This is a genomic window from Kitasatospora sp. RG8 (assembly GCF_017813315.1).
Lineage (GTDB): Bacteria > Actinomycetota > Actinomycetes > Streptomycetales > Streptomycetaceae > Kitasatospora.
In genome coordinates this window covers 24488-48260 of record NZ_JAGIYX010000011.1, presented here as the reverse complement: position 1 = coordinate 48260, position 23773 = coordinate 24488, and the positions used below count along the sequence as shown (strand labels likewise).

At 73.5% G+C, this 23773-nt stretch carries 20 protein-coding genes; 6 read left to right on the top strand and 14 right to left on the bottom strand.

Annotated elements, in window-relative coordinates; translation table 11 throughout:
* Positions 1–3: 3 nt before the first annotated feature.
* From J5Y04_RS18300 to J5Y04_RS18285, 4 genes are all read right to left on the bottom strand, one after another.
* Positions 4–978: a polyphosphate kinase 2 family protein gene (locus J5Y04_RS18300; protein ID WP_209413118.1), complete on the bottom strand. Its 975-nt coding sequence runs from the start codon at positions 976–978 to the stop codon at positions 4–6.
* A 236-nt stretch (positions 979–1214) separates the two neighbouring features.
* Positions 1215–3362: a SpoIIE family protein phosphatase gene (locus J5Y04_RS18295; protein ID WP_245205016.1), complete on the bottom strand. Its 2148-nt coding sequence runs from the start codon at positions 3360–3362 to the stop codon at positions 1215–1217.
* Positions 3363–3621: 259 nt separating this feature from the next.
* Positions 3622–3966 (bottom strand): carboxymuconolactone decarboxylase family protein, encoded by a 345-nt coding sequence (locus J5Y04_RS18290; RefSeq protein ID WP_209413117.1) that lies wholly within the window; start codon positions 3964–3966, stop codon positions 3622–3624.
* A gap of 199 nt (positions 3967–4165) precedes the next feature.
* Positions 4166–5221 carry a magnesium and cobalt transport protein CorA gene (locus tag J5Y04_RS18285; protein WP_209413116.1) on the bottom strand — a complete coding sequence of 352 codons (1056 nt, stop codon included), beginning with the start codon at positions 5219–5221 and terminating at the stop codon, positions 4166–4168.
* Between the two features lie 399 nt (positions 5222–5620).
* Between J5Y04_RS18285 and J5Y04_RS18280 the strand changes: the two genes are divergently transcribed.
* Positions 5621–6820, top strand: coding sequence for a globin domain-containing protein (locus tag J5Y04_RS18280; RefSeq protein ID WP_209413115.1), 1200 nt, complete (start codon positions 5621–5623; stop codon positions 6818–6820).
* Positions 6821–6888: 68 nt separating this feature from the next.
* Here the strand turns inward: J5Y04_RS18280 and J5Y04_RS18275 are convergent, their stop codons facing one another.
* Complete coding sequence (locus tag J5Y04_RS18275; protein WP_209413114.1) at positions 6889–8217, bottom strand: aminotransferase class I/II-fold pyridoxal phosphate-dependent enzyme; 1329 nt, start codon at positions 8215–8217, stop codon at positions 6889–6891.
* 269 nt (positions 8218–8486) lie between these two features.
* Here J5Y04_RS18275 and J5Y04_RS18270 point away from each other — a divergent pair, with 269 nt between their 5' ends.
* The 3 genes from J5Y04_RS18270 (at position 8487) to J5Y04_RS18260 (ending at position 11629) form a co-directional block, all read left to right on the top strand.
* Positions 8487–9041, top strand: coding sequence for a TetR/AcrR family transcriptional regulator (locus J5Y04_RS18270; RefSeq protein WP_148641053.1), 555 nt, complete (start codon positions 8487–8489; stop codon positions 9039–9041).
* A gap of 319 nt (positions 9042–9360) precedes the next feature.
* Complete coding sequence (locus J5Y04_RS18265; RefSeq protein ID WP_209413113.1) at positions 9361–10398, top strand: agmatine/peptidylarginine deiminase; 1038 nt, start codon at positions 9361–9363, stop codon at positions 10396–10398.
* Between the two features lie 61 nt (positions 10399–10459).
* The gene (locus J5Y04_RS18260) at positions 10460–11629 is read left to right on the top strand and encodes an agmatine/peptidylarginine deiminase (RefSeq protein ID WP_209413112.1); all 1170 of its coding nucleotides are present in this window, start codon (positions 10460–10462) and stop codon (positions 11627–11629) included.
* Between the two features lie 61 nt (positions 11630–11690).
* Here J5Y04_RS18260 and J5Y04_RS18255 read toward each other — a convergent pair whose 3' ends face one another.
* Complete coding sequence (locus J5Y04_RS18255) at positions 11691–12878, bottom strand: agmatine/peptidylarginine deiminase (protein ID WP_209413111.1); 1188 nt, start codon at positions 12876–12878, stop codon at positions 11691–11693.
* Between the two features lie 193 nt (positions 12879–13071).
* Between J5Y04_RS18255 and J5Y04_RS18250 the strand changes: the two genes are divergently transcribed.
* A complete protein-coding gene (locus tag J5Y04_RS18250) occupies positions 13072–13710 on the top strand; it encodes a TetR/AcrR family transcriptional regulator (RefSeq protein WP_209413110.1) in 639 nt (212 codons plus the stop codon).
* A gap of 12 nt (positions 13711–13722) precedes the next feature.
* On the opposite strand, the gene J5Y04_RS18245 is transcribed toward J5Y04_RS18250, so the two are convergent.
* The 8 genes from J5Y04_RS18245 to J5Y04_RS18210 all read right to left on the bottom strand — a co-directional run bounded on the left by J5Y04_RS18245 (position 13723) and on the right by J5Y04_RS18210 (position 22819).
* Complete coding sequence (locus J5Y04_RS18245) at positions 13723–14895, bottom strand: agmatine deiminase family protein (protein ID WP_209413109.1); 1173 nt, start codon at positions 14893–14895, stop codon at positions 13723–13725.
* A 166-nt stretch (positions 14896–15061) separates the two neighbouring features.
* Positions 15062–15898, bottom strand: coding sequence for an ABC transporter ATP-binding protein (locus J5Y04_RS18240; protein ID WP_209413108.1), 837 nt, complete (start codon positions 15896–15898; stop codon positions 15062–15064).
* A complete protein-coding gene (locus J5Y04_RS18235) occupies positions 15891–16868 on the bottom strand; it encodes an ABC transporter ATP-binding protein (RefSeq protein ID WP_209413107.1) in 978 nt (325 codons plus the stop codon). Before J5Y04_RS18235 ends, J5Y04_RS18240 begins: the two co-directional genes overlap by 8 nt.
* On the bottom strand, positions 16865–17719 hold the full coding sequence (locus tag J5Y04_RS18230) for an ABC transporter permease (protein ID WP_209413106.1): 855 nt from the start codon (positions 17717–17719) through the stop codon (positions 16865–16867). Before J5Y04_RS18230 ends, J5Y04_RS18235 begins: the two co-directional genes overlap by 4 nt.
* Positions 17716–18675, bottom strand: coding sequence for an ABC transporter permease (locus J5Y04_RS18225; protein WP_209413105.1), 960 nt, complete (start codon positions 18673–18675; stop codon positions 17716–17718). The genes J5Y04_RS18230 and J5Y04_RS18225 overlap by 4 nt, the downstream gene beginning before the upstream one ends.
* The gene (locus J5Y04_RS18220) at positions 18672–20432 is read right to left on the bottom strand and encodes an ABC transporter substrate-binding protein (protein WP_209413104.1); all 1761 of its coding nucleotides are present in this window, start codon (positions 20430–20432) and stop codon (positions 18672–18674) included. Before J5Y04_RS18220 ends, J5Y04_RS18225 begins: the two co-directional genes overlap by 4 nt.
* Before the next feature lie 30 nt (positions 20433–20462).
* A complete protein-coding gene (locus J5Y04_RS18215; protein WP_209413103.1) occupies positions 20463–21467 on the bottom strand; it encodes an agmatine/peptidylarginine deiminase in 1005 nt (334 codons plus the stop codon).
* A gap of 158 nt (positions 21468–21625) precedes the next feature.
* Positions 21626–22819 (bottom strand): agmatine deiminase family protein, encoded by a 1194-nt coding sequence (locus J5Y04_RS18210; protein WP_209413102.1) that lies wholly within the window; start codon positions 22817–22819, stop codon positions 21626–21628.
* Between the two features lie 267 nt (positions 22820–23086).
* On the opposite strand from J5Y04_RS18210, the gene J5Y04_RS18205 reads away from it, so the two are divergent.
* Positions 23087–23725 carry a TetR/AcrR family transcriptional regulator gene (locus J5Y04_RS18205; RefSeq protein WP_209413101.1) on the top strand — a complete coding sequence of 213 codons (639 nt, stop codon included), beginning with the start codon at positions 23087–23089 and terminating at the stop codon, positions 23723–23725.
* Positions 23726–23773 lie beyond the last annotated feature (48 nt).

Here is a 23773-nt window from a genome sequence, read left to right as displayed (position 1 = left end):
TCCTCACGATCCGGATCCGCCCGGCCGGCCGTCCCGGCCGACCGGGTGCGCCGCCGCGTACGGGTCGTCGGCGGCTCCCTCGGGGGCCTGCTCCTCCAGCCGGCGCCTGGCCGCGCGGAGCTCCTTCCGGGCCTCGTCGCCGACGGTCGGGTACTGCGGGTCGAGCCCGATCAGCGTGTGCGCGAGCACCGCCGCCGCGCAGATCCGCGCGAACCACTTCCGGTCGGCCGGCACCACGTACCAGGGCGCCCACGGCGTGCTCGTGGCCGACAGCATCTCGGAGAACGCCTTCTGGTAGTCGTCCCACCGCTCGCGCTCGCGGATGTCGGCCGCGGAGAACTTCCAGTTCTTCTCGGGCAGGTCGATCCGTTTGAGGAAGCGGGTGCGCTGCTCCTCCTTGGAGAGGTTCAGGAAGATCTTCACCACCTTGAACCCGTTCTCGGTGAGGTACCGCTCCCAGTCGTTGATCGCCCGGTAGCGGTCCTCCCAGATCCCCGGCCCCTTCGCCTCCTCGGGCAGCCTCTGCCGGTCGAGGACCTCGGGGTGCACCCGCACCACGAGCACCTCCTCGTAGTGCGACCGGTTGAAGATCCCGATGTCGCCCCGGGCCGGCAGCCGTTGCGCGTACCGCCACAGGAAGTCGTGGTCGAGCTCCTCCGCGGAGGGCACCTTGAAGCTGCTCACGTGGACGCCCTGCGGGTTCACCCCGCTCATCACGTGGCGGATCGTGCCGTCCTTCCCGCCGGCGTCCAGCGCCTGGAGGCAGAGCAGCACCCCGTAGGTGTCCTGGGCGGCCAGCCTGGCCTGGTACTCCGCCAGCAGGGAGACGCCGGAGCGCAACAGCTCCGCGCCCTCGCGCTTCTTCAGACCGGCCTTGTAGCGCGGGTCGAAGTCGGCTTCCAGGTCCACCTCCGAACCCGGCTTCACCCGCAGCGGCTTGATGAACTTCGCGATCCGCTTCGCACGTTTGTCGGCCACCGCCTGCACCAGCTCCTCCCGGGTCCGGCAGGCGCCACGAGGCCCCGCCGTGTTCTCCGCCCGCACGGGCGACGGTGGCTGCGGCCCGTACCCGGAACCGCGGGCCCCCTCGTCCCGGACGCCGCAGACGTCCCCGTTTGCGCACTCCCGAGTCTCGGCAGCGCCGCGGCCGCCCGCATGCCGGCCTACGCCGCACGGGGGACCGCGGCCCCGGCGGCCGGCGCCGCCGCCGCGGGTCACCGGGGGACGGACCGGACCAGCAGCAGGGCGATGTCGTCGGTGCGGTGCTGCGCGTGCCCGGCCCGGCCGACGAGCGCGTCGGCGAGCCGGTCCAGCGGTTCGTCGCCGTGGTGGGCGAGCGTGGCGGTGAGCTCGGCCAGCGCCTGGTCGAGATCGCCGCCGGGCGTCTCGATCAGGCCGTCGGTGTACAGGACCAGGGTGGTGCCGACCGGCAGCCCGACGCGGATCTGCGGGTACTCGGCCTCCGGGTCGACGTTCAGCACCATGCCGGTGAGCGGCTCCAGCGCCGCCGCCCTGCCGTCCGGGTCGTACCGCAGGGGCACGGGGTGGCCCGCGTTGGCCAGCCGGGCCTCGCGGTGGACGAGATCGACGCAGAGGTACATGCAGCTGGCCAGCAGGGCCGTGTCCAGGTCGGCCAGCAGGCGGTTGGTGCGGGCGAGCACGGTGCTCGGGTCGGGGTCGGCCGCGGCGAAGGCGCGGACGGCGGTGCGGACCTGGCCCATCAGCGCGGCGGCGTTGACGTTGTGGCCCTGGACGTCGCCGATCACCACGGCCACCGTGTCCGCGCCGACCCGGATGAGGTCGTAGAAGTCCCCTCCGACGTCCATGTCCTCGGTGCACGGCAGGTAGCGGGCCGCGATCTCCAGGCTCGGGACGGTGGGCAGCGCGTGCGGCAGCAGGCTCTCCTGGAGGCCGTGGGCGAGGAGGAGCTTGGTGTCGTACAGCCGGGCCCGGTCCAGGGCCTGGGCGATCAGGCCGCCGAGCGAGGTGAGGACGGCGCGCTCCTCCACGTCGAAGCGGTGCGGCTCGGCGAAGGCCAGCACGCAGGTGCCGATCAGCCGGCGCGAGGTCACCAGCGGCAGATAGGCCCAGGCGGCCATCCCGTCCTGCGTCTCGTGGCGGTCCGGGTAGAGCCGTTCCAGCTCCACCCGGGTCTCGAAGAACGCCGGCACGGGATTGGTCGACGCCTGGACGCCGGGCGTGGACTCCGTCAGCGGGGTGCTGTCGAACTGGTCGACCAGGCCCGGCGGATACCCGCGGTGGCCCACGATCCGCAGCCGGCCGCCCTCGGCCATCAGCACCGCGACGGCCTGCCCGCCGAACGCCGGCAGGATCTGCTCGGAGACCATGCCCACGACGTCCTGCACGCTGACGGCCTCGGTCAGCGCACCGGCGAGGTGGAGGAGGTGGTACAGCGCTCCGGGCCGCGTGTGCACCACGCGCTCGGCGGGGGCCCCGGCCCGCCGGCCGGCCTCGGCGTCACTGGTGACCTCGGCGGCTTCGACGACCCGTACGGTGACCCCGGAGGCGTCCGGGAAGAGCTGGAACGAGAGCCACCGGTCCGGCGGCCTCAGGGCGACGAAGGAGGTGGACTGCCCGCCGATCACCGCCGCGCGGTAGTGGTACTCGTACACCGGGTCGCGCAGCCAGGGCAGCGTCTCCCACGGCCGGACGCCCAGCAGCCGGTCCACCGGCTCGCCGAGCAGCCCGGCCGCAGCCGGGGTGACCGCGGCCAGCCGGCCGTCCAGGTCGATCTCGCAGACGCCCTCCGGCAGCCGTGCCGCCATCGTGCTGCCCGGGCCGGCGGAACGGTACTCCGCCACCGCGGGGCGCGGGCCGGGCCGGATCGGACGGCCCGCCCGGGCCGCCACCGCCAGTGGCCCGGCCAGCTGCCGGGCGAGCGCTTCGAGCCCGTCGCGTTCACGGGGCGACAGCTCGGAGGGGTGCGCGGCGGGCCAGAGGACGAAGAGGGCCCCGTGGGCGGTCCCCTGTGCGACGAGCGGAACGGCCGCGAGGCAGAACGAGTACGGCATGGCGACCGCGACGCTGGGGTACCGGCGGGCCATCTCCTCGGGACCGGCGACCCAGACCGTCCGGCCGGTGCGCACCGCCTCGACGATCGGGATCGGCGCGGTCATGCCGACGTGCCGCCACGGTCGGGTGAACTGCCGGGCGGCCCCGAAGGTCATGACCAGTTCGAGCTGGCGCCGGTCCTCCGACAGCACGTAGAGGCCGCCGAGGTGCGCACCGATCCGGTCCGGCACCGACCGCAGGATCCGCGCCAGCACCGCGAGGCCGCGCCCTTCCATCACCTCGGCGGCCTCGTGTCCGGACCGCGGCGACGCATGTGGCGGCATGCCCATCACAACAACCTCGTTCGAGCCGACGGCGGACCCGCGCCCTCCTCCATACTGGCCCGGCCGGGCACCGGACGCGCCCTGTCGCCGCCCCGCGGACGGCGGCGGAGCCGCACCGCCGGTGCCCTCCACGTGGTGACCGCCGGGAGCGCGGTGGACGGCCGACCGGCACTCCCCGGGACGCACACGGGAAGGCCACCCCGGGGAGACCCCGGGGTGGCCTTCGCACCGACGGCCTGTTCAGGGCTGATCCCTGAGGAGCGGATCAGTAGGGCTCCGCCTTGCTCTGCGCTTCGACCTGGGCCACCTCGGCCACGGCGATGGCGATGCCGAGCGCCTCGGTGATGTGGCCCGCCGCCGCCATGACGCGGGCCGTGCCCACGATGGGCGCGACCGCGACCAGCACGTCCTGCAACTGTTCGACCGTCAGCCCGGCCTCGACGGCCGGGCCCACGTGGGCGAGGTAGGAGATCGCGGGTGCGTCCATGGCCGCGAGGGCGGCGATCCTGGTGAGGATGAGCGTCCGCTCGTCCAGGCCGCAACGTTCGAGCGAGTCGACCGTCATGGCGGCGAGCGTGTCGAGGACGGGGGTCTCTGACTGTGTGGACATGCCTGGCTGCCTTCCGCAGAGGTGGCACTGACAGGGAAGTGCGCCGGACAGCGGGAGTCGCCACCGCCGACGGGCCCTGTTCCGAAGACTAGAGGCCTCCCCCGCCCCGCGCACGGCGGGCGGCGGCCGGCAGGTGCGGCAGCCTCCGCACGTCGGCGAGGAGCACGGTGCCCGGGCCGGCGTCGCGCCGGGGTCGGCCTCAGCCCGCCGGGGCCGTCGGAGCGGGCGGGACCGCGCCGGCCGTTCCCGGCACCGTCGGCGCGTCCTCGCGCCGCCGCCGGCGCAGCCAGACGGTCAGCAGGAGGCACGGCAGCAGGAGCCCGCAGAGGGTGAGGACGAGGAACGTCGTGAAGCCGCTGATGTGGCTCACCAGCCACGCGAAGTTCTGCCCGAAGAACCCGACCACGAACGACAGCGGGAGGAACACCGTCGCCACGATCGTGAGCCGCTCCATCGTGGCGCTCTGCCGGAGGGTGATCTTGTTCTGCTCGACGGAGATGACCGCGATGTTCGCCTCCAGGACGGTGGTCAGGAGGTCCCGCTGGGCGGCGACCTCCTCGTTGACCAGCAGGAGGTGGTCGTGCACGTCGCGGAAGTACGGCAGGAGTTCGGCCGACGACCTGCCGGGCTGCAGCCGCCGGCCCACCACGGCCAGCAACGGGTGCACGACGCGGTAGAAGTCGGTGGCCTCCCGGCGCAGGAAGTAGATCCGCTCGGTGGGCGCGACCGCCCCGGAGAACACCGTGGCCTCGATCTCCTCGATGTCGCGTTCGAGTCCCGCGACGACGGGCGCGTAGCCGTCGACGACCTGGTCGAGGATGCCCCAGAGCGTCGAGGTGCTGCCGGCCCGCAACAGCTCGGGCCTGCGTTCCAGCCGGCTGCGGGCACCGGCCAGTTCGCTGGCGACGCCCTGGCGGACGGTGATCACGAAGTGCTCGGCCAGGAAGATGCTGATCTCACCGGTGTCGACCTCCTCGCGCTCGTCGTCGTAGCGCGCCGTGCGCAGGATGATCAGCTCCGTGCCGTCCTCGTACTGCTCGGCCTTCGGCCGCAGGTGGAAGGCCTGGGCGTCCTCGACGGCGAGTTCGTGGAGGCCGAAACCCTCGCGGACCTCCTCCAGTTCCTCGTCGCCCGGTTCGAACATGCCCAGCCAGACGAAGCCGCCCAGCGCGCAGCGCGCGGCCGCCTCCTCCAGGGGCATCGCGCCCTCGTGCTGCCGACGCCCGTCGTGGTAGTGCGCACAGTCGACGATCATGGCCTTCCTCCTCGCGTCCGGCCCGCCGACGCCTCCACCACCCCCGCCGCGCCGTTCCGCGACGCGATGCGCCGGCAGGCCTCACAGCAACGCCTGCTCCTCCGCTCCACCTCATGCTCCTCCGCTTCGGCCGCGACGTCCCCGCGCTCCGTCCCGGACGTCCCGACGCGTCGGCCGAAGCGTCCCCCCGCCCCTCGGACCTCCCCGCGGCGGCACCGCACGGCGGTCGCGTCCGCGGCGGCGGCCGAAGGTACCGGTGGGCAGGGACCTTCGGTCCCTCGGCAGCGAGGCCTCCCGTGCGTTCTTCTTGAGGCGCCACCGGAACCCGCGCCCGGCGTCCCGGCCCACCACCGGCCGTCGACGCACGCGGTCCACCGCCACGTGCCCGAGGAGTACGCCTTGCTTTCCGCCGAATCAGCCCGGGTCGTCCGCGGCTCCCTGCCCGCCGTCGGCGCGGCCCTCGACGAGATCACCGCCCGCTTCTACGCCACCATGTTCGCCGAGCACCCGGAGCTCCTGGACGGGATGTTCAACCGCGGCAACCAGGCCAGCGGCGCCCAGCGCCAGGCCCTCGCCGGGTCGATCGCCGGGTTCGCCGGCGCGCTGCTGGCCCGTCCGGACACCCGCCCCGACGCGCTGCTGGCCCGCATCGCCCACAAACACGTCGCGGTCGGCGTCACCGACGACCAGTACACGATCGTGCACAAGTACCTCTTCGCCGCGATCGCCGAGGTGCTGGGCGAGGCGGTGACACCCGAGGTGGCCGCGGCCTGGGACGAGGTCTACTGGCTGATGGCCGGTGCCCTCATCGCCCAGGAGGCCCGCCTCTACCAGGAGGCGCAGGTACGGCCGGGGATGATCTGGCAGCAGTGGACGGTGGTCGAGCGGCGCGAGGAGACCGCGGACACGGCCTCCTTCCTGCTCCGGCCCGCCGACGGCTCCGACGCCCCGCCGGCCCGGGCGGGCCAGTACGTCAGCGTGCGCGTCCTGCTGCCCGACGGCGTGCACCAGCTGCGCCAGTACAGCCTCTCCGGCGCGCCCGGCGGGCGGCTGCGCCGGATCACCGTCAAGCGGGTCCACGGCGAGGGTCCCGACGGCGAGGTCTCCGGTCTCCTGCACCGCACCGTGCGCCCCGGCGACGAGCTCACCCTGTCCGTGCCCGTCGGCGACGTCGTCCTCGACGACACGGACGCCCCGCTGGTGCTGGTCTCCGCCGGGATCGGCTGCACGCCGATGGTGGGCATGCTCGAACACCTCGCCGCCACCGGCTCCCGCCGCCCGGTCCTCGTCCTGCACGCGGACCGTTCCGCCGCCGACCACGCCCTGCGGGCCGACACCAACCGCCTCGTGGCCGGACTGCCCGACGCCCGCGCCGTGTTCTGGTACGAGCGGCCCTCGGCCGAGGAGCCGGAGGGGCGCACCGGGCTGATGGACCTCGACGGCCTCGACCTGCCCGGGAACGCCCACGTGTACCTGTGCGGCGCGCTGCCCTTCATGCGGGCGGCCCGCGACCGGCTGCTGCGCGCCGGTGTCCCGGCCCGGCACATCCGTTACGAGGTCTTCGGCCCCGACCTCTGGCTCGCCGACGCCACGGCCTGACACCGGCCGCGCAACCGCCGCCGCGGTAGGAACGCCCTGCCGCGGCAGCGGTGCGTCCCGCCTGCCGGTCAGCCCGCCCGCGTCGCGGCCGCACCGGCCTCGGGGGCGGGCTCCGGCCCGGCACCGGGGAGCATGCGCCCGAACGCGGACCGGACGTCGGCGGTCGTGCGGCCGGTCTCGTGGAGCGCCCGCGGGAGGTGGTGCGCCAGGGCCTCGACCAGTGCCCGGATGTGGTCACGGCCGACGTGCCGGGTGAGGGTGAAGCGCAGGCCGGACTTCTTGAGGGGGACGACCGGGAAGGACGACTGGTTCACGTAGAAGCCCTCGTCGAGCATCCGCCGCACCATGGCGTAGCTCACCTCGGGCTCGCCGAGACCGAGGTAGTAGACCGGTGTCCGCGGGTCGGAGACGACGGGCAGGCCGGCGGCGGCGAGGAGCCCGTTGCAGTACTCCCGGCGCTCCGCCAGCTCCGCCTGGAGCTCCCCGATCCGGGCGGAGAGGTGGATCCGCGCCGAGGCGATCGCCGCCCCGAGCATCGGGGGCGGCAGCGGGTGGGAGTACATCAGCGGTCCCCCGTTGATCCGGACCTTCTCGTACGCCTCCCCGGTGGGGAACACGGCGACTCCGCCGATGGTCCCGAAGCCCTTGGCGAGTGTCGTCACGAGCACCACCCGGCCGCCCAGGCGCCGGCCGAGCCGCTCGAAGACGTAACCCGTGCCGTGCCGCCCGTACCAGCTCATGCCGTGCGCGTCGTCGACGTAGAGGTGCAGCGCCGGGTACTCCTCCATCAGCCGGGCGAGCTCCTCGACCGGCGCGACGTCGCCGAACATCGAGTACACGCCGTCGATCAGGTACCAGACCCGCTCGCCGGAGGCCTGCGACCGCCGGAGCCTGCGCCTGAGCGCGTCCAGGTCGCCGTGGCGCACCATCGCGAGCTCGACCCCCTGGTGCCGGACGAGCTGGGCGGCCGTCTGGACGCTGAAGTGGACCTGCTGGTCCAGCACGGCGTGGTCGCCCGCCCCGAGCAGCGCCGGCAGCACGGAGATGTGGCACAGCGACGTCGAGGAGTACACGAGCACGGGGTGGCCCTCGTACATCTCCCCCAACAGCTCTTCGAGTTCGAGGTTCAGGCCGGACGCCACGTACGACCGCGAGACCGAGAACTGCATGCCGAAGCGGGCGATCGCGTCGACGGCGCCGCGCTGGATCCGCTCGTCCTGTTCGAGGGCGAGGTAGCCGCAGGTGCCGAAGTTGAGCAGGTCCCGGCCCCCGATCCGCAGGAACGTGCCCGGCGGCTCGTCGAGCCCGGTCGTCAGATGGCTGGTGCCCTGTCTCATCGCCTCGGCGATCAACCTCTCGGCGGTGTCGGCGGAACTCTGGTACGGCACGGCGGCCATGGCGGACCCCTTCGGACCATCAGTCGGTCGGACCATGGGATGAACGGCACGCGCCCACGGAGGTCACGCGGACACGGGGCGCGCGACGGGGGCGTGCGGAAGCACTTCACGGGGCGCCCGGCAGGGCGAGGCGGGCAGCCGGGCCGGGGCCCCGAGGAGGCAACCCTCCGGAGGTCACGGTGGCTGACGGGGCTTTCAGCCCCCGGAGGGATCTTGGCCGGGGGCCCCGGGTAAGGTAGGCGATCGTGGCGAGTCGTAAAACGTCGATCATGGAAGCAGCGGCGCGGGTGATCGCGCGGCGTGGGGTGCGCGGGCTGCGGGTGGAGGAGCTCGCCGCCGAGGCCGGCGTGTCCACCGCGTTGATCTACTACCACTTCAAGGACCGCACCGGGATCCTCCGGCAGACGCTGGAGTTCATCAACGACCGGGCCGAGCGCTACACGACCGAGCGCGCCGCCGACGCGCCGCCGCTGACGGCCCGCGAGGAGCTGGAGCAGACCCTGCTGCTGGAGCTCCAGGACACCGCCGAGGTACGCGAGAACAGCACCGCCTGGGGCGAGCTGCGGGCGAGCGCGGTGTTCGACGGGACCCTGCGCGAGGACCTCGCACGGGCCACCCGGGTCTGGGTGCAGGAGGTCGCCGAGCTGCTCGGGGCGGTGCAGCCGATGTCCCCGGCGGTCGCCCTGGCCGGTGCGGCGGAGCGGCTGACCGCGCTGTTGGAGGGGCTGAGCACGCGCTGGCTCAGCGGCAGCCTGCCCCTGGCGCACGCCCGCGCACTCATGGCCGAGGCGATCGACGCCGAGGTGGCCCGGCTCGGCTCCTGAGCCGGTCGGCAGGGCCCGGACCGGCGGACTCCGGCCGGTGGTTCGCATCCGCGGGGCCGGGCCCACGTGCATTCCGAGCCGGCCTGCGCCCTGAGCCCGCCGAGGCCGGAGGACGTCACTCTCCGTACGGCAGTCGTCGGACCTGCGTCATGCCACGCCCGCGAGTTTGACTGATTTTTCAGTCAGTGCGAGCCTGAAGCCGCAGGCCGGATGCTGCCGCCGGGCCGCTCCCGTCGTGCGCCGTCGTGTGGCGGCGCGAAGAGTGGACCTGGTGGCCCGTGCACCCTCCCCCGCACCGCCGCACGATCTGGAGACCCTCATGACGCACCACCGCGATGACCGTTCCACCGAGGCCTACCCCTGGGTGCCCGCGGACGACGCACCGCATGCCCGGACGTGGATGTCCTGGCCCTCCCGCCGGGGCGTGTGGGGGCTGCGCCTGGGCGGCGTCCAGGAGGACATCGCCCTGATCGCCCGGACCATCGCGGAGTTCGAGCCGGTGGTCATGTGCGCGCCCGACGACTGGACGGCGGGCAAGGCCCAGCCGTGGTGCGGTTCCGCGGTGGAGGTGATCACCGCCATCCCCACCGACGACCTGTGGATGCGCGACATCGCACCGGTGTTCCGCCGGGACGGCCACGGCGGCCTGGACGCCGTGATCCTCAACTTCAACGGCTGGGGCAACAAGCAGGTCCACCACGACGACGCCCTGGTCGCCGAGCGCCTCGCCACCCGCCGGGGCCTGCGCCACAGCTACGCGGACTTCGTCGGCGAGGGCGGCGCGATCGAGACCGACGGCGACGGCACGGTCATGGCCACCGAGAGCAGCCTGGTCAACAAGAACCGCAACCGGGGCATGAGCCGGGACGAGATCGAGGACGCCGTCCTGGAGGCCTACGGCGCGGACGGGATGATCTGGCTGCCCGGCATCAAGGGCCGGGACATCACCGACGACCACGTGGACGTCACCTCCCGGTTCATCCGCCCCGGTGTCGTGATGGTCCAACTGCCGCCGGCCGACCGCAACGACGCCTGGGCGCGGGACGCCCGCGAGCAGTTCGCGATCCTCTCCGCCGCCACCGACGCCCGCGGCCGCCGCCTCCAGGTCATCCCGGTGCACGGGCCGGACACCGTCCGCTCCAGCAGCTCGAAGTTCGTCGACTCCTACCTCAACTTCCACGTCGTCAACGGCGGTGTCATCACCGCCCAGTTCGGCGACCGGTACAAGGACGCCGCCGCGAAGGAGGCGCTCGCCGCGGCGTTCCCCGGCCGCGAGGTGGTGCAGATCGACGTCGACCGCCTGATGGCCGGCGGCGGCGGCATCCACTGCTCGACCATGCACGAGCCGCTGCCGTAGCCGAGGCCGCCTCCACCGAACACCCCGTTCCGAAGCCCCGACCCCCAGCCGGAGACCCCACATGCCCAACGCCCTGTCCCGCCGCACCCTGATGCGCTCCCTCGCCGGTGCCGGCGTCGGCGCCCTCACCCTCGGCCTCACCGCCTGCGATCCCACCGGCGCCGGCGACCTCGACGCCGTCCCGCCCTCGCAGCAGCCCGGCGGTACGGCCACGGGCGGCCCGGGCGCCCGCCGCTTCGGCGCCGAGTGGGAGAAGCACCTGCGCACGGTGATGTCCTGGCCCGCCTCCGAGAACGTCTGGGGCGACCAGCTCCCGGACGTCCGCCGGGACGTCGCGGGCCTGGCCCAGGCCATCGCGGCGCGCGAGCCGGTCGTCCTGATGGCCCGCCCGGAGCAGAAGGACGCCGCCCAGAAGGCCTGTGGCTCGGCGGTCGAGGTCGTACCCATCGCCGTCGACGACCTGTGGGCCCGGGACACCCTGCCGGTGTTCGTCGAGGAGGGCGGCAAGGTCAAGGGCGTCGACTTCAACTTCAACGGCTGGGGCGGCAAGCAGCAGCGCGGCAACGACTCCAAGGTCGCCCGCGCGGTGCTGGCGAAGTACGGCGTCGAGCGCATCGAGACCCGGCTCGTCGCCGAGGGCGGCTCCTTCGAGACCGACGGCGAGGGCACCCTGCTGGTGACCGAGAGCTCCGTCGTCAACGACAACCGCAACCCGGGCATGACCCGCGATCAGGTCGAGGCGGAGCTCAGGAAGGCCCTCGGCGTCACCAAGGTCGTCTGGCTGGCCGGCGTCAAGGGCAAGGACATCACCGACGCCCACGTCGACTGCCTGGCCCGCTTCGTCGCCCCCGGCGTGGTCCTGCTCGACCAGGCCTTCCCCGGCACCCCGCCGGACGTCTGGTCCCGCGCCGCCGACCAGGCCCGCACCGCCCTGAAGAACGCCACCGACGCGCGCGGCAGGAAGCTGGAGGTCGTCGAGCTCCAGCAGCCCGACCCGGACAGGATCACCGGGCGCGGCGACGCCTTCGTCTCCTCGTACATGAACTTCTACATCGGCGCGAAGGGCGTCTACCTGCCGAAGTTCGGCGACGACCGGGCCGACGGCCGGGCCCAGCAGATCGTGAAGCAGTACTTCCCCGGGCGGGAGATCGTCCCCGTGAAGATCGACGCGATCGCCGCCGGCGGTGGCGGCATCCACTGCGCGACCCACGACATCCCCGCCCTCGGCTGAGCAGCCCCTTCCGGCGGGGGCCGGGCCCGGTTCCAGGGGACCGGCCCCGGCCCCCGCCGCGTCAGACGGCGGGCTGCTGCTGGGTGACGCAGTGGATCCCGCCGCCTCCCGCCCCGAGGTAGTCGATGTTGAGCTGCTCGACGGTGCGGCCGGGGAACAGCCGGGCGAGGGTGGCCCTGGCCGCGCTGTCGGCCCTGGTGTCGCCGAACTGGGCGGAGATCACCGCGTTGTTGCAGAGGTAGTAGTTGGCGTAGGAGCCGACGAAGTCGGGGGACGTGGAACGGATCAGGTTGTAGTCGGGGCCCTGGATCTGACCGACCGTGAACGGGGTGCCCTGGGCGCTGGTGGCGGTCGAGAGCGCCCGGTACTGCTGGCGCTCGTCCTCGGCCCAGATGTCGGTGTCGCTCGCCAGGGGCTTCTGGACCACGGCCGCACCGGCGCCGACGAAGCGGGAGGTGGCGTCCACGTGGTCGTCCGTGATGTCCTGGCCCGCGATGCCGGGGAACCAGATCACCGTGGAGGCGCCGAAGGCCGCGCACATCGCGGCCTCGATCTGGGCCTGGGACATACCGGGGTTGCGGTTGGGGTTGATGATGCTGCTCCGGGTGGCCATCAGCGTGCCGGCGCCGTCGGTCTCGACGGCGCCGCCCTCGGCGACCAGCCCGGCCCGGGTGAACGGCACACCCAGGTAGGCGGCGACGCGCTGGGCGACCAGGGCGTCGTTGCCGTGCGGGTTCTGGTGGTTGCCCCAGCCGTTGAAGCCGAGGCCGACGGCGTCGAGACCGCCCGTGCCGTCGGTGCGGAACACGGGCCCGGTGTCGCGCATCCAGCAGTCGTCGACCGGGATGTCCCCGATGACGGTGACGCGTGAGCCGCACATCGACCGCGCCTTCGCGACACCGGCGGGATTGGCACACATGGTCACCGGCTCGTACTTCGCGATGGTCTTCGCGATGAGGGCGATGTTCGACTGGACGCCGCTGAGCTTGCCCCGCCAGATGGTGCTGCTGTCCGGCCAGGCCATCCAGGTGCGGGTGTGCGGGACGGTGTCCAGCGGCACGCGGTAGCCCGCGGCGCCGACGGTGGCCGGTCCGCCCGCGGTGGTGCGGCGTTCCCCGGCGGCCAGCGCCTGCCCGCCGGTCGCCGCGGTCAGCGCGGTGCCGGCGACGGCGAGCCCGGCGGCCGTCAGGAACCGGCGCCGGCCGACCTGCCCGTCGGCCGGCGTCTGAAGTCTGGAGCGGTCGTCCATCACTGCCTCCATGTCAAAGTCCGCTGCTCCTGCAGCAGTTGACCGAAAAGGTAAAACTGGCCAAGCGCTTGGTCAATACTTTCCGCAGGCATCGGCCCGGACGGTTCGCGTTCGCCGGGGCCGCGCGTCCGCCGGGAACCGCAGGCGGCATCGCCGGCCCTGCCCGGCCCCGGCAGTCGTTACAGTGACGGCCATGGCGACACAGGCGACAGGCACAGATCGGGGAACGGCCTCCGGACCGGGCGGCGCCGGCCGGACGCGCGCGTCCGCCAAGGGCGAGCAGACCCGGGCCCGGCTGATCGCGGCGGCCCGCACCCTGCTCGCGGGCGACGGCGCGGGGCGGTTCACCACCCGCAACGTGGCGGCGCTGAGCGGGGTCTCGCACGGGATGTGCCACTACCACTTCGCGGACCGCACCGAGCTGATCGTGGCCGTGGTGGAGGACATCCGGCCCGAGTGGATCGCCCCGCTGGAGGAGGCGGTCACCGGCCCGGGCGACTTCGCCGAGCGGGCGGAACGGGTGCTGGCGCTGCTCACCCGGCCCGAGAGCCCCGACCTGGCGCGCCTGCACGCGGCCCTGCACTGGCTCGCCCTCAACGACGAGCGGGTCCGGGCCGGCCTGGAGGCGGAGTACGGGCGGTGGCGGTCCTGCTTCGTGCGCCTGTTCCGGGCCCTGGCGGACGAGCGCGGCAGCGGCGCCGACCCGGCTCCCCTCGGCGAGGCCTTCGCCGCCGCCGTGGACGGGATCGCCGCCATCGGGTCGCTGGACGGGACGGTGGACGCCGCGCGGGTGCTGCGGACGCTGATGGACTCGCTGGCGTCCACCGTGTGACCGGCCGGGACCTCAGGGCGTGGCGCCGGGCGCGACGGGCTGCTGCTGGGTGGCGCAGTGGATGCCCCCTCCCCCGCCGGCGATGTGGAAGATCTCGACCTGCGTCACCTTCCGCCCGGGGTGCAGGTCGCCGATGATGCCGGCCGCGCGGTCGTCGGCGGCCTGGTCGCCGAAGCGCGGCACGATGACGCCCCCGTTGCAGACGTAGTAGTTGAGGTAGGTGGCGAGGAAGTCCTTTCCCGCGCCCTCGATGAGGGCGATGTCCGGCTCGGGGAGTTCGACGACCTTCAGCCTCCGGCCGTTCGCGTCGGTCTCGCTCCCGAGCACCTGCAACGCCTGGTCGGAGGCGGTGGTCCAGACGTCCGGCGGGGTGTCGGGGCCGGGCCGGTGGAGGACGACGGTGCCCGGTTCGGCGAAGCGGGCGAGGGCGTCGATGTGGCAGTCGGTGATGTCCTGCCCCGCGACCCCCTTGATCCAGAGGACCTTCCGCACACCGAGCAGCTCCTTGAGGGCCGCCTCGATCCGGTCGCGGGACTTGCCGGGGTTGCGGTTGTCGTTGACCCAGGAACTCTCGGTGGCCATGAGCGTGCCCTCGCCGTCCACCTCGATGCCGCCGCCCTCCCCGGTGACGGGAGCCTGGATCCGCGGGATGCCGTAGTGGCCGAGGAGGGTGCGGGCGACCAGGCCGTCCTCGGCGTGGGTCTGCTTGTTGCCCCAGCCGTTGAAGTTCAGGTCGACCCCGGCGAGCCCCTGCGGGCCGGTGACGAAGGTCGGGCCGGTGTCCCGCGCCCACAGGTCGTCGACGGCCAGGTCGAGCACCTCGACCGAGGAGCCGCAGGCCTGCCGGGCCTGGCCGGCCTGATCGGGGCGGGCCATCAGCACCACCGGCTCGAACCCGGCGACGGCCCGGGCCAGCCCCGCGATGTCCTGCCGGACACCGGGGAGTTGGTCCCCCCAGACCTCCTCCAGCGCCGGCCAGGCCATGAAGGTGCGGGTGTGCGGCCCCGACTCGGCCGGCATGGCCCACGCGGCCGCCGCCGGGCCGCCCGACGGGGCCGTGGCCGTACCGCTCGGACCGGCCGGCTCCGCGTCCCCGCCGTCGGAGGAGCAGCCGGTCAGGGCCAGTGCGGCGAGCGCGGCTCCCGAACGCAGGAGCGTGCGGCGGGGCGGCCTGGGTTGCGCCATGGGGCCTCGATCCGGTGGGTGTCGGGGTAGGGCTCCGCACGCTAGCCAAGGAGCGGCTGGGAACCCGCCCGGCAGGCACCCGCCATCGGGGTGAATCCGGCCGTACCCGCCGCCCCGGTCCCGGCAGGCACCCGGCGGGCCGGAGCCGGGACGGGGCCACCGCGGGCTACAGCGCGCGGCGCGCGGCGGCGATCCGGTCGGGATCCCAGCCGGGCCGCGGGACGGACTCCAGCAGGAGCCGGGTGTAGGGGTGCTGCGGGTCGTCGAGGACCCTGGTGGTGGGGCCGGACTCGACGATCCGCCCGTGGCGCATGACGACGACGTCGTCGGTGACGCAGCGGACGACGCCGAGGTCGTGGGTGATGAACAGGTAGGCGATGCCGGTCTGTTCGCGGATGTCGGCGAGCAGGTTGAGGACCTGGGCCTGGACGGAGACGTCCAGGGCCGCCACCGCCTCGTCCAGGACCATGACGGCCGGCTCGACGGCCAGGGCCCGCGCGATGGCGACGCGTTGGCGCTGGCCGCCGGAGAGCTGCCGCGGCAGTGCGTCCGCGGCCCTGGTGCCGAGACCGACCTGGTCGAGGAGCTCCCTGATCCGGGCGTCGTGGTCGGCAGCGGGGAAGTGCAGGCGCAGCGTCTCCCGGAGGACGGCCTCGACACTGGTGCGCGGGTCCAGCGAGAGGTACGGGTCCTGGAAGACCATCTGGACCTCGCGGGCGCGGGCCAGCCGCTCGGCCCTCCCCCGCGCCCGGCCGGTGCGGGCCCGGCCCAGGACGCCGACCCGGCCCTCGTCGGCCTGATCGAGGCCGACGATGATCCGGGCGGTGGTGGTCTTGCCGGAGCCGGACTCGCCGACGATGCCCAGGGATCCGCCCGCGGCGAGGCCGAAGGAGACGTCGTCCACCGCGCGCACGGTGCCGAAGCTGCGGCGCAGGCCGGTCACCTCCAGGACCTCGCCCGCGGCCCGGCCTGTGGAGCCGGTCACGGAGGTGCTCTCACGCATCGGCGGTGCTCCCTTCGAGGAGGTCGCTGTGGTGGCAGGCGGCCCGGTGCCCGGGGTTTCCGGGTGCCGGGCGCGTCCCGGGGGCCTCCTCGCGGCAGAGACCGGTGGCGAGCGGGCAGCGGGCGGCGAACGCGCAACCGGTCAACTCCTGCCGCAGGTCCGGTGGCTGGCCGTCGATGGCGGCCAACCGCCCGGGCCTGGAGTCCAGCCGGGGGGTGGCGGCGAGGAGTGCGGCGCTGTAGGGGTGGCGGGGGCGGTCGAAGAGGGCGCCGGCGGGGCCGCTCTCGACGATGCGCCCGGCGTACATGACGTGGACGCGGTCGCTGACGGCGGCGGCGAGCCCGAGGTCGTGGGTGACGAACAGCAGGCCGGTGCCGAAGCGTCGGCGCAGCCGGGCGAGGAGCGCGATGACCTCCGCCTGGCTGGTGACGTCCAGCGCGGTGGTGGGCTCGTCGGCGAGCAGCAGGACCGGGTCGCCCATCAGGGCGCCGGCGATCATGACGCGCTGGAGCATGCCGCCGGACAGCTGGCCGGGGTGGCGGCGCAGCAGTTCCGGGCCGAGGCCGACGGCGTCGAGGAGTTCGGCCGCGCGCCGCCCGGCGTCGGCCGCGCTCATGGCCCCGGTGAGGCGGACGCCCTCGGTGAGGAAGTCGCCGACGCGGCGCAGCGGGTTGATGGCCGCCCGGGGATCCTGGAAGATCATGGCGGCCCGGCCGGTGCGCAGGGTGCGCAGGCGGCCGGGGTCCATCGTGAGGACGTCCTGGCCGTCGACCAGTACGCGGCCCTCGGCGGTGGCGCCGGGCGGCAGCAGGCCGAGGGCGCTGCGGGAGGTGAGGGTCTTGCCGGAGCCGGACTCGCCGACCAGGGCGACGGTCTCGCCCGGGGCGACGGTGAGGTCGACGCCGTCGAGGACGGGGCGGGCGGTGCCGGGCAGGCGGAGCCGGAGGTTCTGGATGTCGAGAGCGTTCACGCGGCCCTCCGGGCGAAGCGGTCGGCCCAGCGTTCGCCGACGACGTTGAAGGCGACGACGGTCAGCACGATGAGCACGCAGGGAAGGACCGCGGACAGCGGGTAGCCGTGCTGGATCGCGGTCTGGCCGTCGAAGACCATCCGGCCCCAGTCGGGGGTGAGGACGGGGACGCCGAGTCCGAGGAAGGAGAGACCGGCCAGGTCCATGAGGGCGTATCCGAAGTTGATGGTGGACTGGGCGAGGACGATCGGGGCGATGTTGGGCAGGACGTGCCGCAGGCAGATCTGCAGGGCGGAGTGGCCCTGAACCTGGTAGGCGCTGATGTAGAGCCGCTCGCGTTCGGCGAGCACCAGGGAGCGGGTCAGGCGCGAGACGTAGGGCAGGTAGGCGATCGCGAGGGCGATGACGGGGGCGAGCAGGCCCTCCCCGTACACCGAGACGATCAGGATGGCGAGCAGCATGCCGGGGAAGGCGAAGACCAGCTCGGTACTGCGGGACAGCACGGAGTCGAGCCAGCCGCCGCGCCAGCCGGCGGCGACCCCGACGAGGACGCCCGCTACGGTGGAGAAGGCGACCACGCCGAGCGGGCCGAGCAGGGAGGTGCGGGCGCCGAGCAGGAGCCGGGAGAAGGTGTCGCGGCCGGCTGCGTCGGCTCCCAGCAGGTGGTCGGCGGACGGCCCGGCGAGGGCGCCCGAGAGGTCGACGTCGTTCGGGTCGTACGGCGCCAGCCAGGGGGCGAGCAGCGCCGCCGCCACGACCAGGGCGACGAGGCCGAGGCAGGCGAGCTGGAGCGGGGCGCGGGAGGCCGTGACCTTGGCGAGGCCGCGTCGGCGGGTGAGGGCGACACTCATGCGCCGGCCCCCCTCGCGCCGAGGGCGACCCGGGGATCGACCAGCGGGTGGAGCAGGTCGACGATCAGGTTCACGGTCATGAACAGGGCGACGATCATCAGGGAGATGGCCTGGACGGTCGGGAAGTCCTTGGTGGTGGTGGACAGTTCGAGGAGCTGCCCGATGCCGCCGATGCTGAAGGCGGACTCCACCAGGATGGTGCAGACCAGCAGGGTGGAGACGATCAGACCGCCGGTGGTCAGCACGGTGCCCAGCGAGTTGCGGAACACGTGGCGCCGGATCACGTCGCGTTCGGGTACGCCGCGGCTGCGGGCGACGGCGACGTGCTCGCCGTCCAGGGCCTCCAGCATCGCGGAGCGGGTGACCCTGGAGAGCATGCCGATGAGGTACAGCGCGAGGGCGATCGCCGGCAGGGTCAGGTGCCAGAGGAGGTCGCCCGGGCCGTCGCCGGTGCCGCTGGTCGGGAACCAGCCCAGCTTGACCGCGAACAGGCCCTGGAGCAGGACGGCGGCGACGAAGGAGGGCGTGCCGACTGCGAGCGTGGTGGAGACCAGGATCGCGGAGTCGGTCGCGCCGCCGCGCACCGCGCCGATCCAGCCGAGCAGCAGGCCGACCACGACGACCACGACCAGGGCCATCGCCACCAGGGTCAGGGTGGCGGGCAGCCGGTCGGCGAGCAGTTTCGACACGTCGGTGCGGTAGGTGATGGAGCGTCCGAAGTCGCCCTGCAGGACCTGTCCGAGCCAGCGGAGGTAGCGGACGAGGAAGGGGTCGTCGAGGTGGTACTGGTCGTTGATCGCCTGCAGGGCGGCCGGCGAGGCCGAGCGGCCCGACAGGAGGAAGCTCGCCGGGTTGCCCGGCGCCAGGTACATCGCGCCGAAGACCACGAAGGAGGCGCCCAGCAGGGTGACGGCCATCTCGGCCAGCCGCCGGGCGGCGAATCTGAGAAAGCTCATCGGGCCGCCCCGACGTCGGCGGCCCACGGGTAGTAGAGGTAGGAGATGGTGGTCGGGGCGCCGGTGATCCGCTTGTTCAGGAAGAGGGCGGTGGGCCACTCGGCGACCGGGATCCACAACAGCTGTTCGGAGGCGGTCTGCTGGAGCCTGGCCTCGACGGCGGCGCGCTTGGCGGGGTCGTACTCGGCGACGGCCTGGTCGACCAGGTCGTCGTAGGCCTTGTCGCTGTGGCCGGCGAAGTTCTGGTACGCGCCCGTCCTGAAGTTGGCGAGCAGGTCGAGCGGGTCGGTGACGGAGTCGTAGTACGTCTCCGGGAACATGTCCAGGCCTTCGCGGGCCTTGGGGTCGGTGAACAGCGCGGTGAAGGCGTTCGGCGCGATCGTCCTCAGCTGGACGTCCAGGCCGATCCGGGCTCCCGCGGCCTGGACGGCGGTGGCGAGCAGGGAGACGTCCTGGCCGATGGTGCTGGTGGCGATGGTCAGCGTCCTGCCGCTGGCGCCGGCCTCCTTGACGAGTTCCCTGGCCCGGTGGATGTCCTGCGCGGTGGGCGTGAGGTGTTCGAAGGCCGCCTTCCGGACGTCGTCGGGGGCCCCGGCCCAGGCGGCCTTGGTGGTGAGGGAGCCGGTGACGGTGCCGGCCCCGGCGAGGCCGGTGCGGACGAAGCCGGAGCGGTCGAGGGCCAGGGAGAGGGCCTGGCGGACGCGGAGGTCGCCGAGCGGGCCCTGCGTGCTGGTGACGTTGACGTTCACGGTGCTGAGGCCCTCGCCGAAGTACAGCGTGCCCACGCCGCTCTTGCGCAGCCGGTCGTAGCTCTCGGTGGGGATCAGGTAGCCGCCGTCGACCTCGCCGCTGAGCATCGAGTTGGTGCGCGCGGAGGGGTCCGTGAGGAAGCGGAACACGGCCTTCCCGGCCTTGGCCTTGGTGCCCCAGTAGTCGTCGAAGCGCTGGAGTTCGATGGACTGGCCCTTGGCCCAGCTGCCGAGCTTGAAGGGGCCGGTGCAGTCGAGGCCGCCGCTGGTGCCGTAGTCCTTGCCGGCGGCCTCCACCCCGGCCCTGGCGGCGACGACCCCGGCGGCGGTGGCCATGTACTGCGGGAACTGGGAGTCGGACTGCTTGAGTTTGACGGTGACCTGGAGCGGGCCGGTCCTGGTGACGGACTCGACGTTCTGGAACACCTGGGCCCAGGCCGCCGCGTTGTCCGGGTTCATCTGCCGGCCGAGGCTGTAGACGACGTCGTCGGCGGTCATCACCGTGCCGTCGTGGAAGTGCACGCCGGAGCGCAGGTCGTAGACCCAGGTGGTGGGGTCGGGGTTGGACGCCTTCTCCGCCAGCCCGGGGGCCAGGGTGAGCTGGGGCGTCCAGCGCATCAGGCTCTCGCAGACGTTGGCGAGGACGGTGTTCTGCGGGTAGTCGAAGGCCTGGGTGTAGTCGAGGGTGGGCGGCTCGGCGTACGTGGCCCAGGTGAACGAGTCGATCGGGCCCGCGGCCGGCGGGGTGGAGGCGGACAGCTGGATGCCGGCCTGGCCGGTCCCGTCGGTGCGGGGCGGGCCGGCGCAGGCGGCGACCAGGGCCGTGGCGCTGAGCAGGGCGGTGACGAGGGCGGGGCGAAACCGCCTCGGGGAGCGTCCGGCGGGGGCGGGGCGTCCGGCGGGGGCGGGGTGTCCGGCGGGGGCGGGGCGTCCGGCGGGTGCGGGGTGTCCGGCGGGTGCGGGGTGTCCGGCGGGGGCGGTGCGTCTGGCGGGTGCGGTGGGGGCCATGAGGGTCGTCCTCCGTTCGCTGGCGGTCGGTCAGGCGCGGGCGGCCGGGATCTGCTGGGTGATGCAGTGGACGCCGCCACCGCCGTGGGCGATCACCCGGGCGCGGACGCCGACGACCTTGCGGTCGGGGAACGCGGCGGCGATCACGGCCAACGCCCCCTCGTCCTCGGGGTGGTCGGCGACCGGGACGACGACGCCGCCGTTGGCGACGTAGAAGTTCAGGTAGCCGACCTCGACCTCGTGGCCGTCCACCTCGACGAAGGCGGCCTGCGGCACGTCGACGATCTCGAAGGGCCGGCCCTGGGCGTCCGTGCTGTGCTCCAGCACGGCGCGGTTGGCCCGCATCCGGACGTGGTCCGGGTGCCCGGGATCGGCCGGCAGCTGCACGACGACCTTGCCGGGCGCCGCGAAGGCGCAGACGCCGTCCACGTGTCCGTCGGTCTCGGTGTCCAGCGCGCCGCCGTAGGGCAGCCAGATCACCTTGGTGACGCCGAGGCGCGCCTTCAGCTCGTCCTCGATCTCCTGCCGGGTCATCCCGGGGTTGCGGTTGGGGTGGAGCAGGCACTGCTCGGTGGTGATGAGCGTGCCCTGGCCGTCCACGGTGATCGCCCCGCCTTCGAGGATCATCTCGGAGCGGACCGCCGGGACGGCGAGGTGCTCCAGCAGCAGGCCGCTGATCCGGTCGTCGGCGTCCCACGGGTGGTGCTTGCGGCCCCACGCGTTGAAGCGGAAGTCCACGCCGGCGCGGCGGCCGTCCTCGTCGAGGACGAAGAGCGGCGCGCTGTCGCGGAACCACGAGTCGTCGATCGGCAGCTCCACGATGGTGATGCCGTCGCCGCACAGGGAGCGCGCCTCGTCACCGTGGCCGGGCGGCGCCACCATGGTGACCGGCTCGAACTCCGCGACGGCGCGGGCGACCGCGGCGTACTCGCGCTTGACCTCGTCGAGGGTGTCGCCCCAGAGGTCCGGCCGCACGGGCCAGGCCATCAGGCAGCCCTCGTGCTGGGTCCACTCGGCGGGCATGCGGAACGTCATGGGAAACCTCTTCCGGTCTGGTGTGGTCTGGTCTGGTGGCCGGCGGGACGGGCGCGCTCCGTGCGACGGGCGCGCCCGTCCGGGCGGCGGGGAGGGTGGTGGGAGCGGGAGGTCCCGGCGGCCCGCCTCCGTGGGGTTGCGGACGGGCCGCCAGGAGGTCAGACGGCCGGCGGAACGACCGGCTGGGACTGGGTGGCGCAGTGGATGCCGCCGCCGCCCGAGGCGATGTTGTCGATGTTGACCTGGACGATGTCGCGGTCGGGGAACTCGGCCTGGAGGATCGCGTAGGCCGTGGCGTCGGCGGAGGCGTCGCCGAACTGGGGGACGAGCACGGCCCCGTTGGCGGTGTAGAAGTTGGTGTAGCTGGACAGGAAGTCCTTGCCGCGGCCACGGATCCGCGTGCGGTCCGGACCGGGGAGCTCCACGATCGTCAGGGACCGTCCGCGGGCGTCGGTGGCGTTGCGCAGGACCTGCTTGGCCTGCTCGTAGACGTCGACCCAGATCTTGGCCGTGCCGGGGCCGGGCTTGTCGAGGATGACCCGGCCGGGTGCGGTGAAGCGGGCCAGGCAGTCGACGTGGTAGTCCGTGATGTCCTGGCCGGCCAGTCCGGCGAGCCAGATCACCTTGTCCATGCCCAGTGACGTCCGCAGGGCCTGCTCGACCTGGTCCTGGGACATGCCGGGGTTGCGGTTGGGGTTCACCAGCGAGCTGACGGTGGCCAACAGGGTGCCCTGGCCGTCCGTCTCCAGGGCGCCGCCCTCACCGACGAAGGGGGCCTGGACGCGGTCGACCCGGTACTCGGCGAGGAGGGTGGCCGCGGCCGCGGCGTCCTCGTCGAAGCGCTGGTAGTACGGGGTTCCGGTCTTGCCCCAGCCGTTGAAGTTGGTGTCGACGCCCGCGACGGTGCCCGGGGCGACCACGAAGGTCGGGCCGAAGTCGCGGATCCACAGGTCGTCGTTGGCGATCTCGACGACGGTGATGGCGTGGTAGGCACCCCGGCCGAGGTAGTACCGGGCGTCGGCGGCCTGGGACGGCCGGGCGAGCACGACGACCGGCTCGTACCGGGATATCTCGTACGCGACCCGCGCGATGTCGTCGCGGACCGCCGAGAGCTGGGTGCTCCAGATCGACGACAGCGCGGGCCAGGCCATGAAGGTCCGTACGTGCCGGTCGCTCTCGGCCGGCATCCGCAGCCGCGGTACGGCCGCCGTCGAGGAGCCCGCCGGGGCCGGTGCGGAGGCGGTCGCGGCCCGGGCGGCGGCCGGGAGGACCGATCCGAGGGCGACCAGCGGCAGGGCGGCCGCACCGAACCGGAGCAGGCCGCGACGCGAGGGGGTGGGGGTGGTGTTCATGAATCGCTCCCCGAAGAGGTGGGAGGAAGTGGGGTGCCCGCATCCTTCACCGTACTGAATTTTCAGTCAAGCCCTGGAGGTGCCGAGGGACGCCCCACCCCCGGCCCGGCATCGAGCGAACCCGTCCAGGCCTGCATACGGACGGTGTGCGCTGGGGCACGCCAGCGCCCACCAGGCAGGATGCGGGAACAGGTCGGCGGAGGCGCGCTGAAATTGTGATCAGGATCTGGTGCTGACCGGGCCGCGAACCGGGTAGGGTTGGCGACCATGCCAGACCGTCGGACAGGGATTCTCAAGGCCGCCACCCGGGTGATCGCCCGGCGCGGCGTACGCGGGCTACGGGTCAGCGAGCTGGCGGCCGAAGCCGGCGTCTCCACCTCGCTCATCTACTACCACTTCACCGACCGGGCGGGCATCCTGCGGGAGACCCTGGAGTTCATCAGCGACCGCGCGGACCGCTACACGGCCGAGGAGCACCCCGCCCCGGCCCGCGCCGCGGACCCCCGCGCCGACCTGGAGCAGGTCCTGCTCCTGGAGCTCCAGGACACCACCGACGTACGGGAGAACAGCACCGCCTGGGGCGAGTTGAGGGCGACCGCCGTCTTCGAGCCGGACCTGCGCGAGGAGCTGGCGAGGACCACCCACACCTGGGTGCACGACGTCGCCGAACTGCTCGCCCGCGCCAACCCCACCGGCACCGCCCCGGCACACGCCGCGGCGGCGGAGCGGCTCACCGCCCTCGTCGAGGGCCTCAGCGTGCGCTGGCTGAGCGGCTCCCTGCCGGTCGGGCACGCGCGCAGCCTGCTCAGCGGCGCGATCGAGACGGAGCTGGAACGCTGCCGGCCGGCGGCCGAGCCGGCCCGCGGCACCCGGCCGACCAGCGGGGCCGGATTCGGCCGGGACTGAAAAACCATCTAAACTCCGCGGGACCGGTCGTGCCCGTGCACTCGTGCG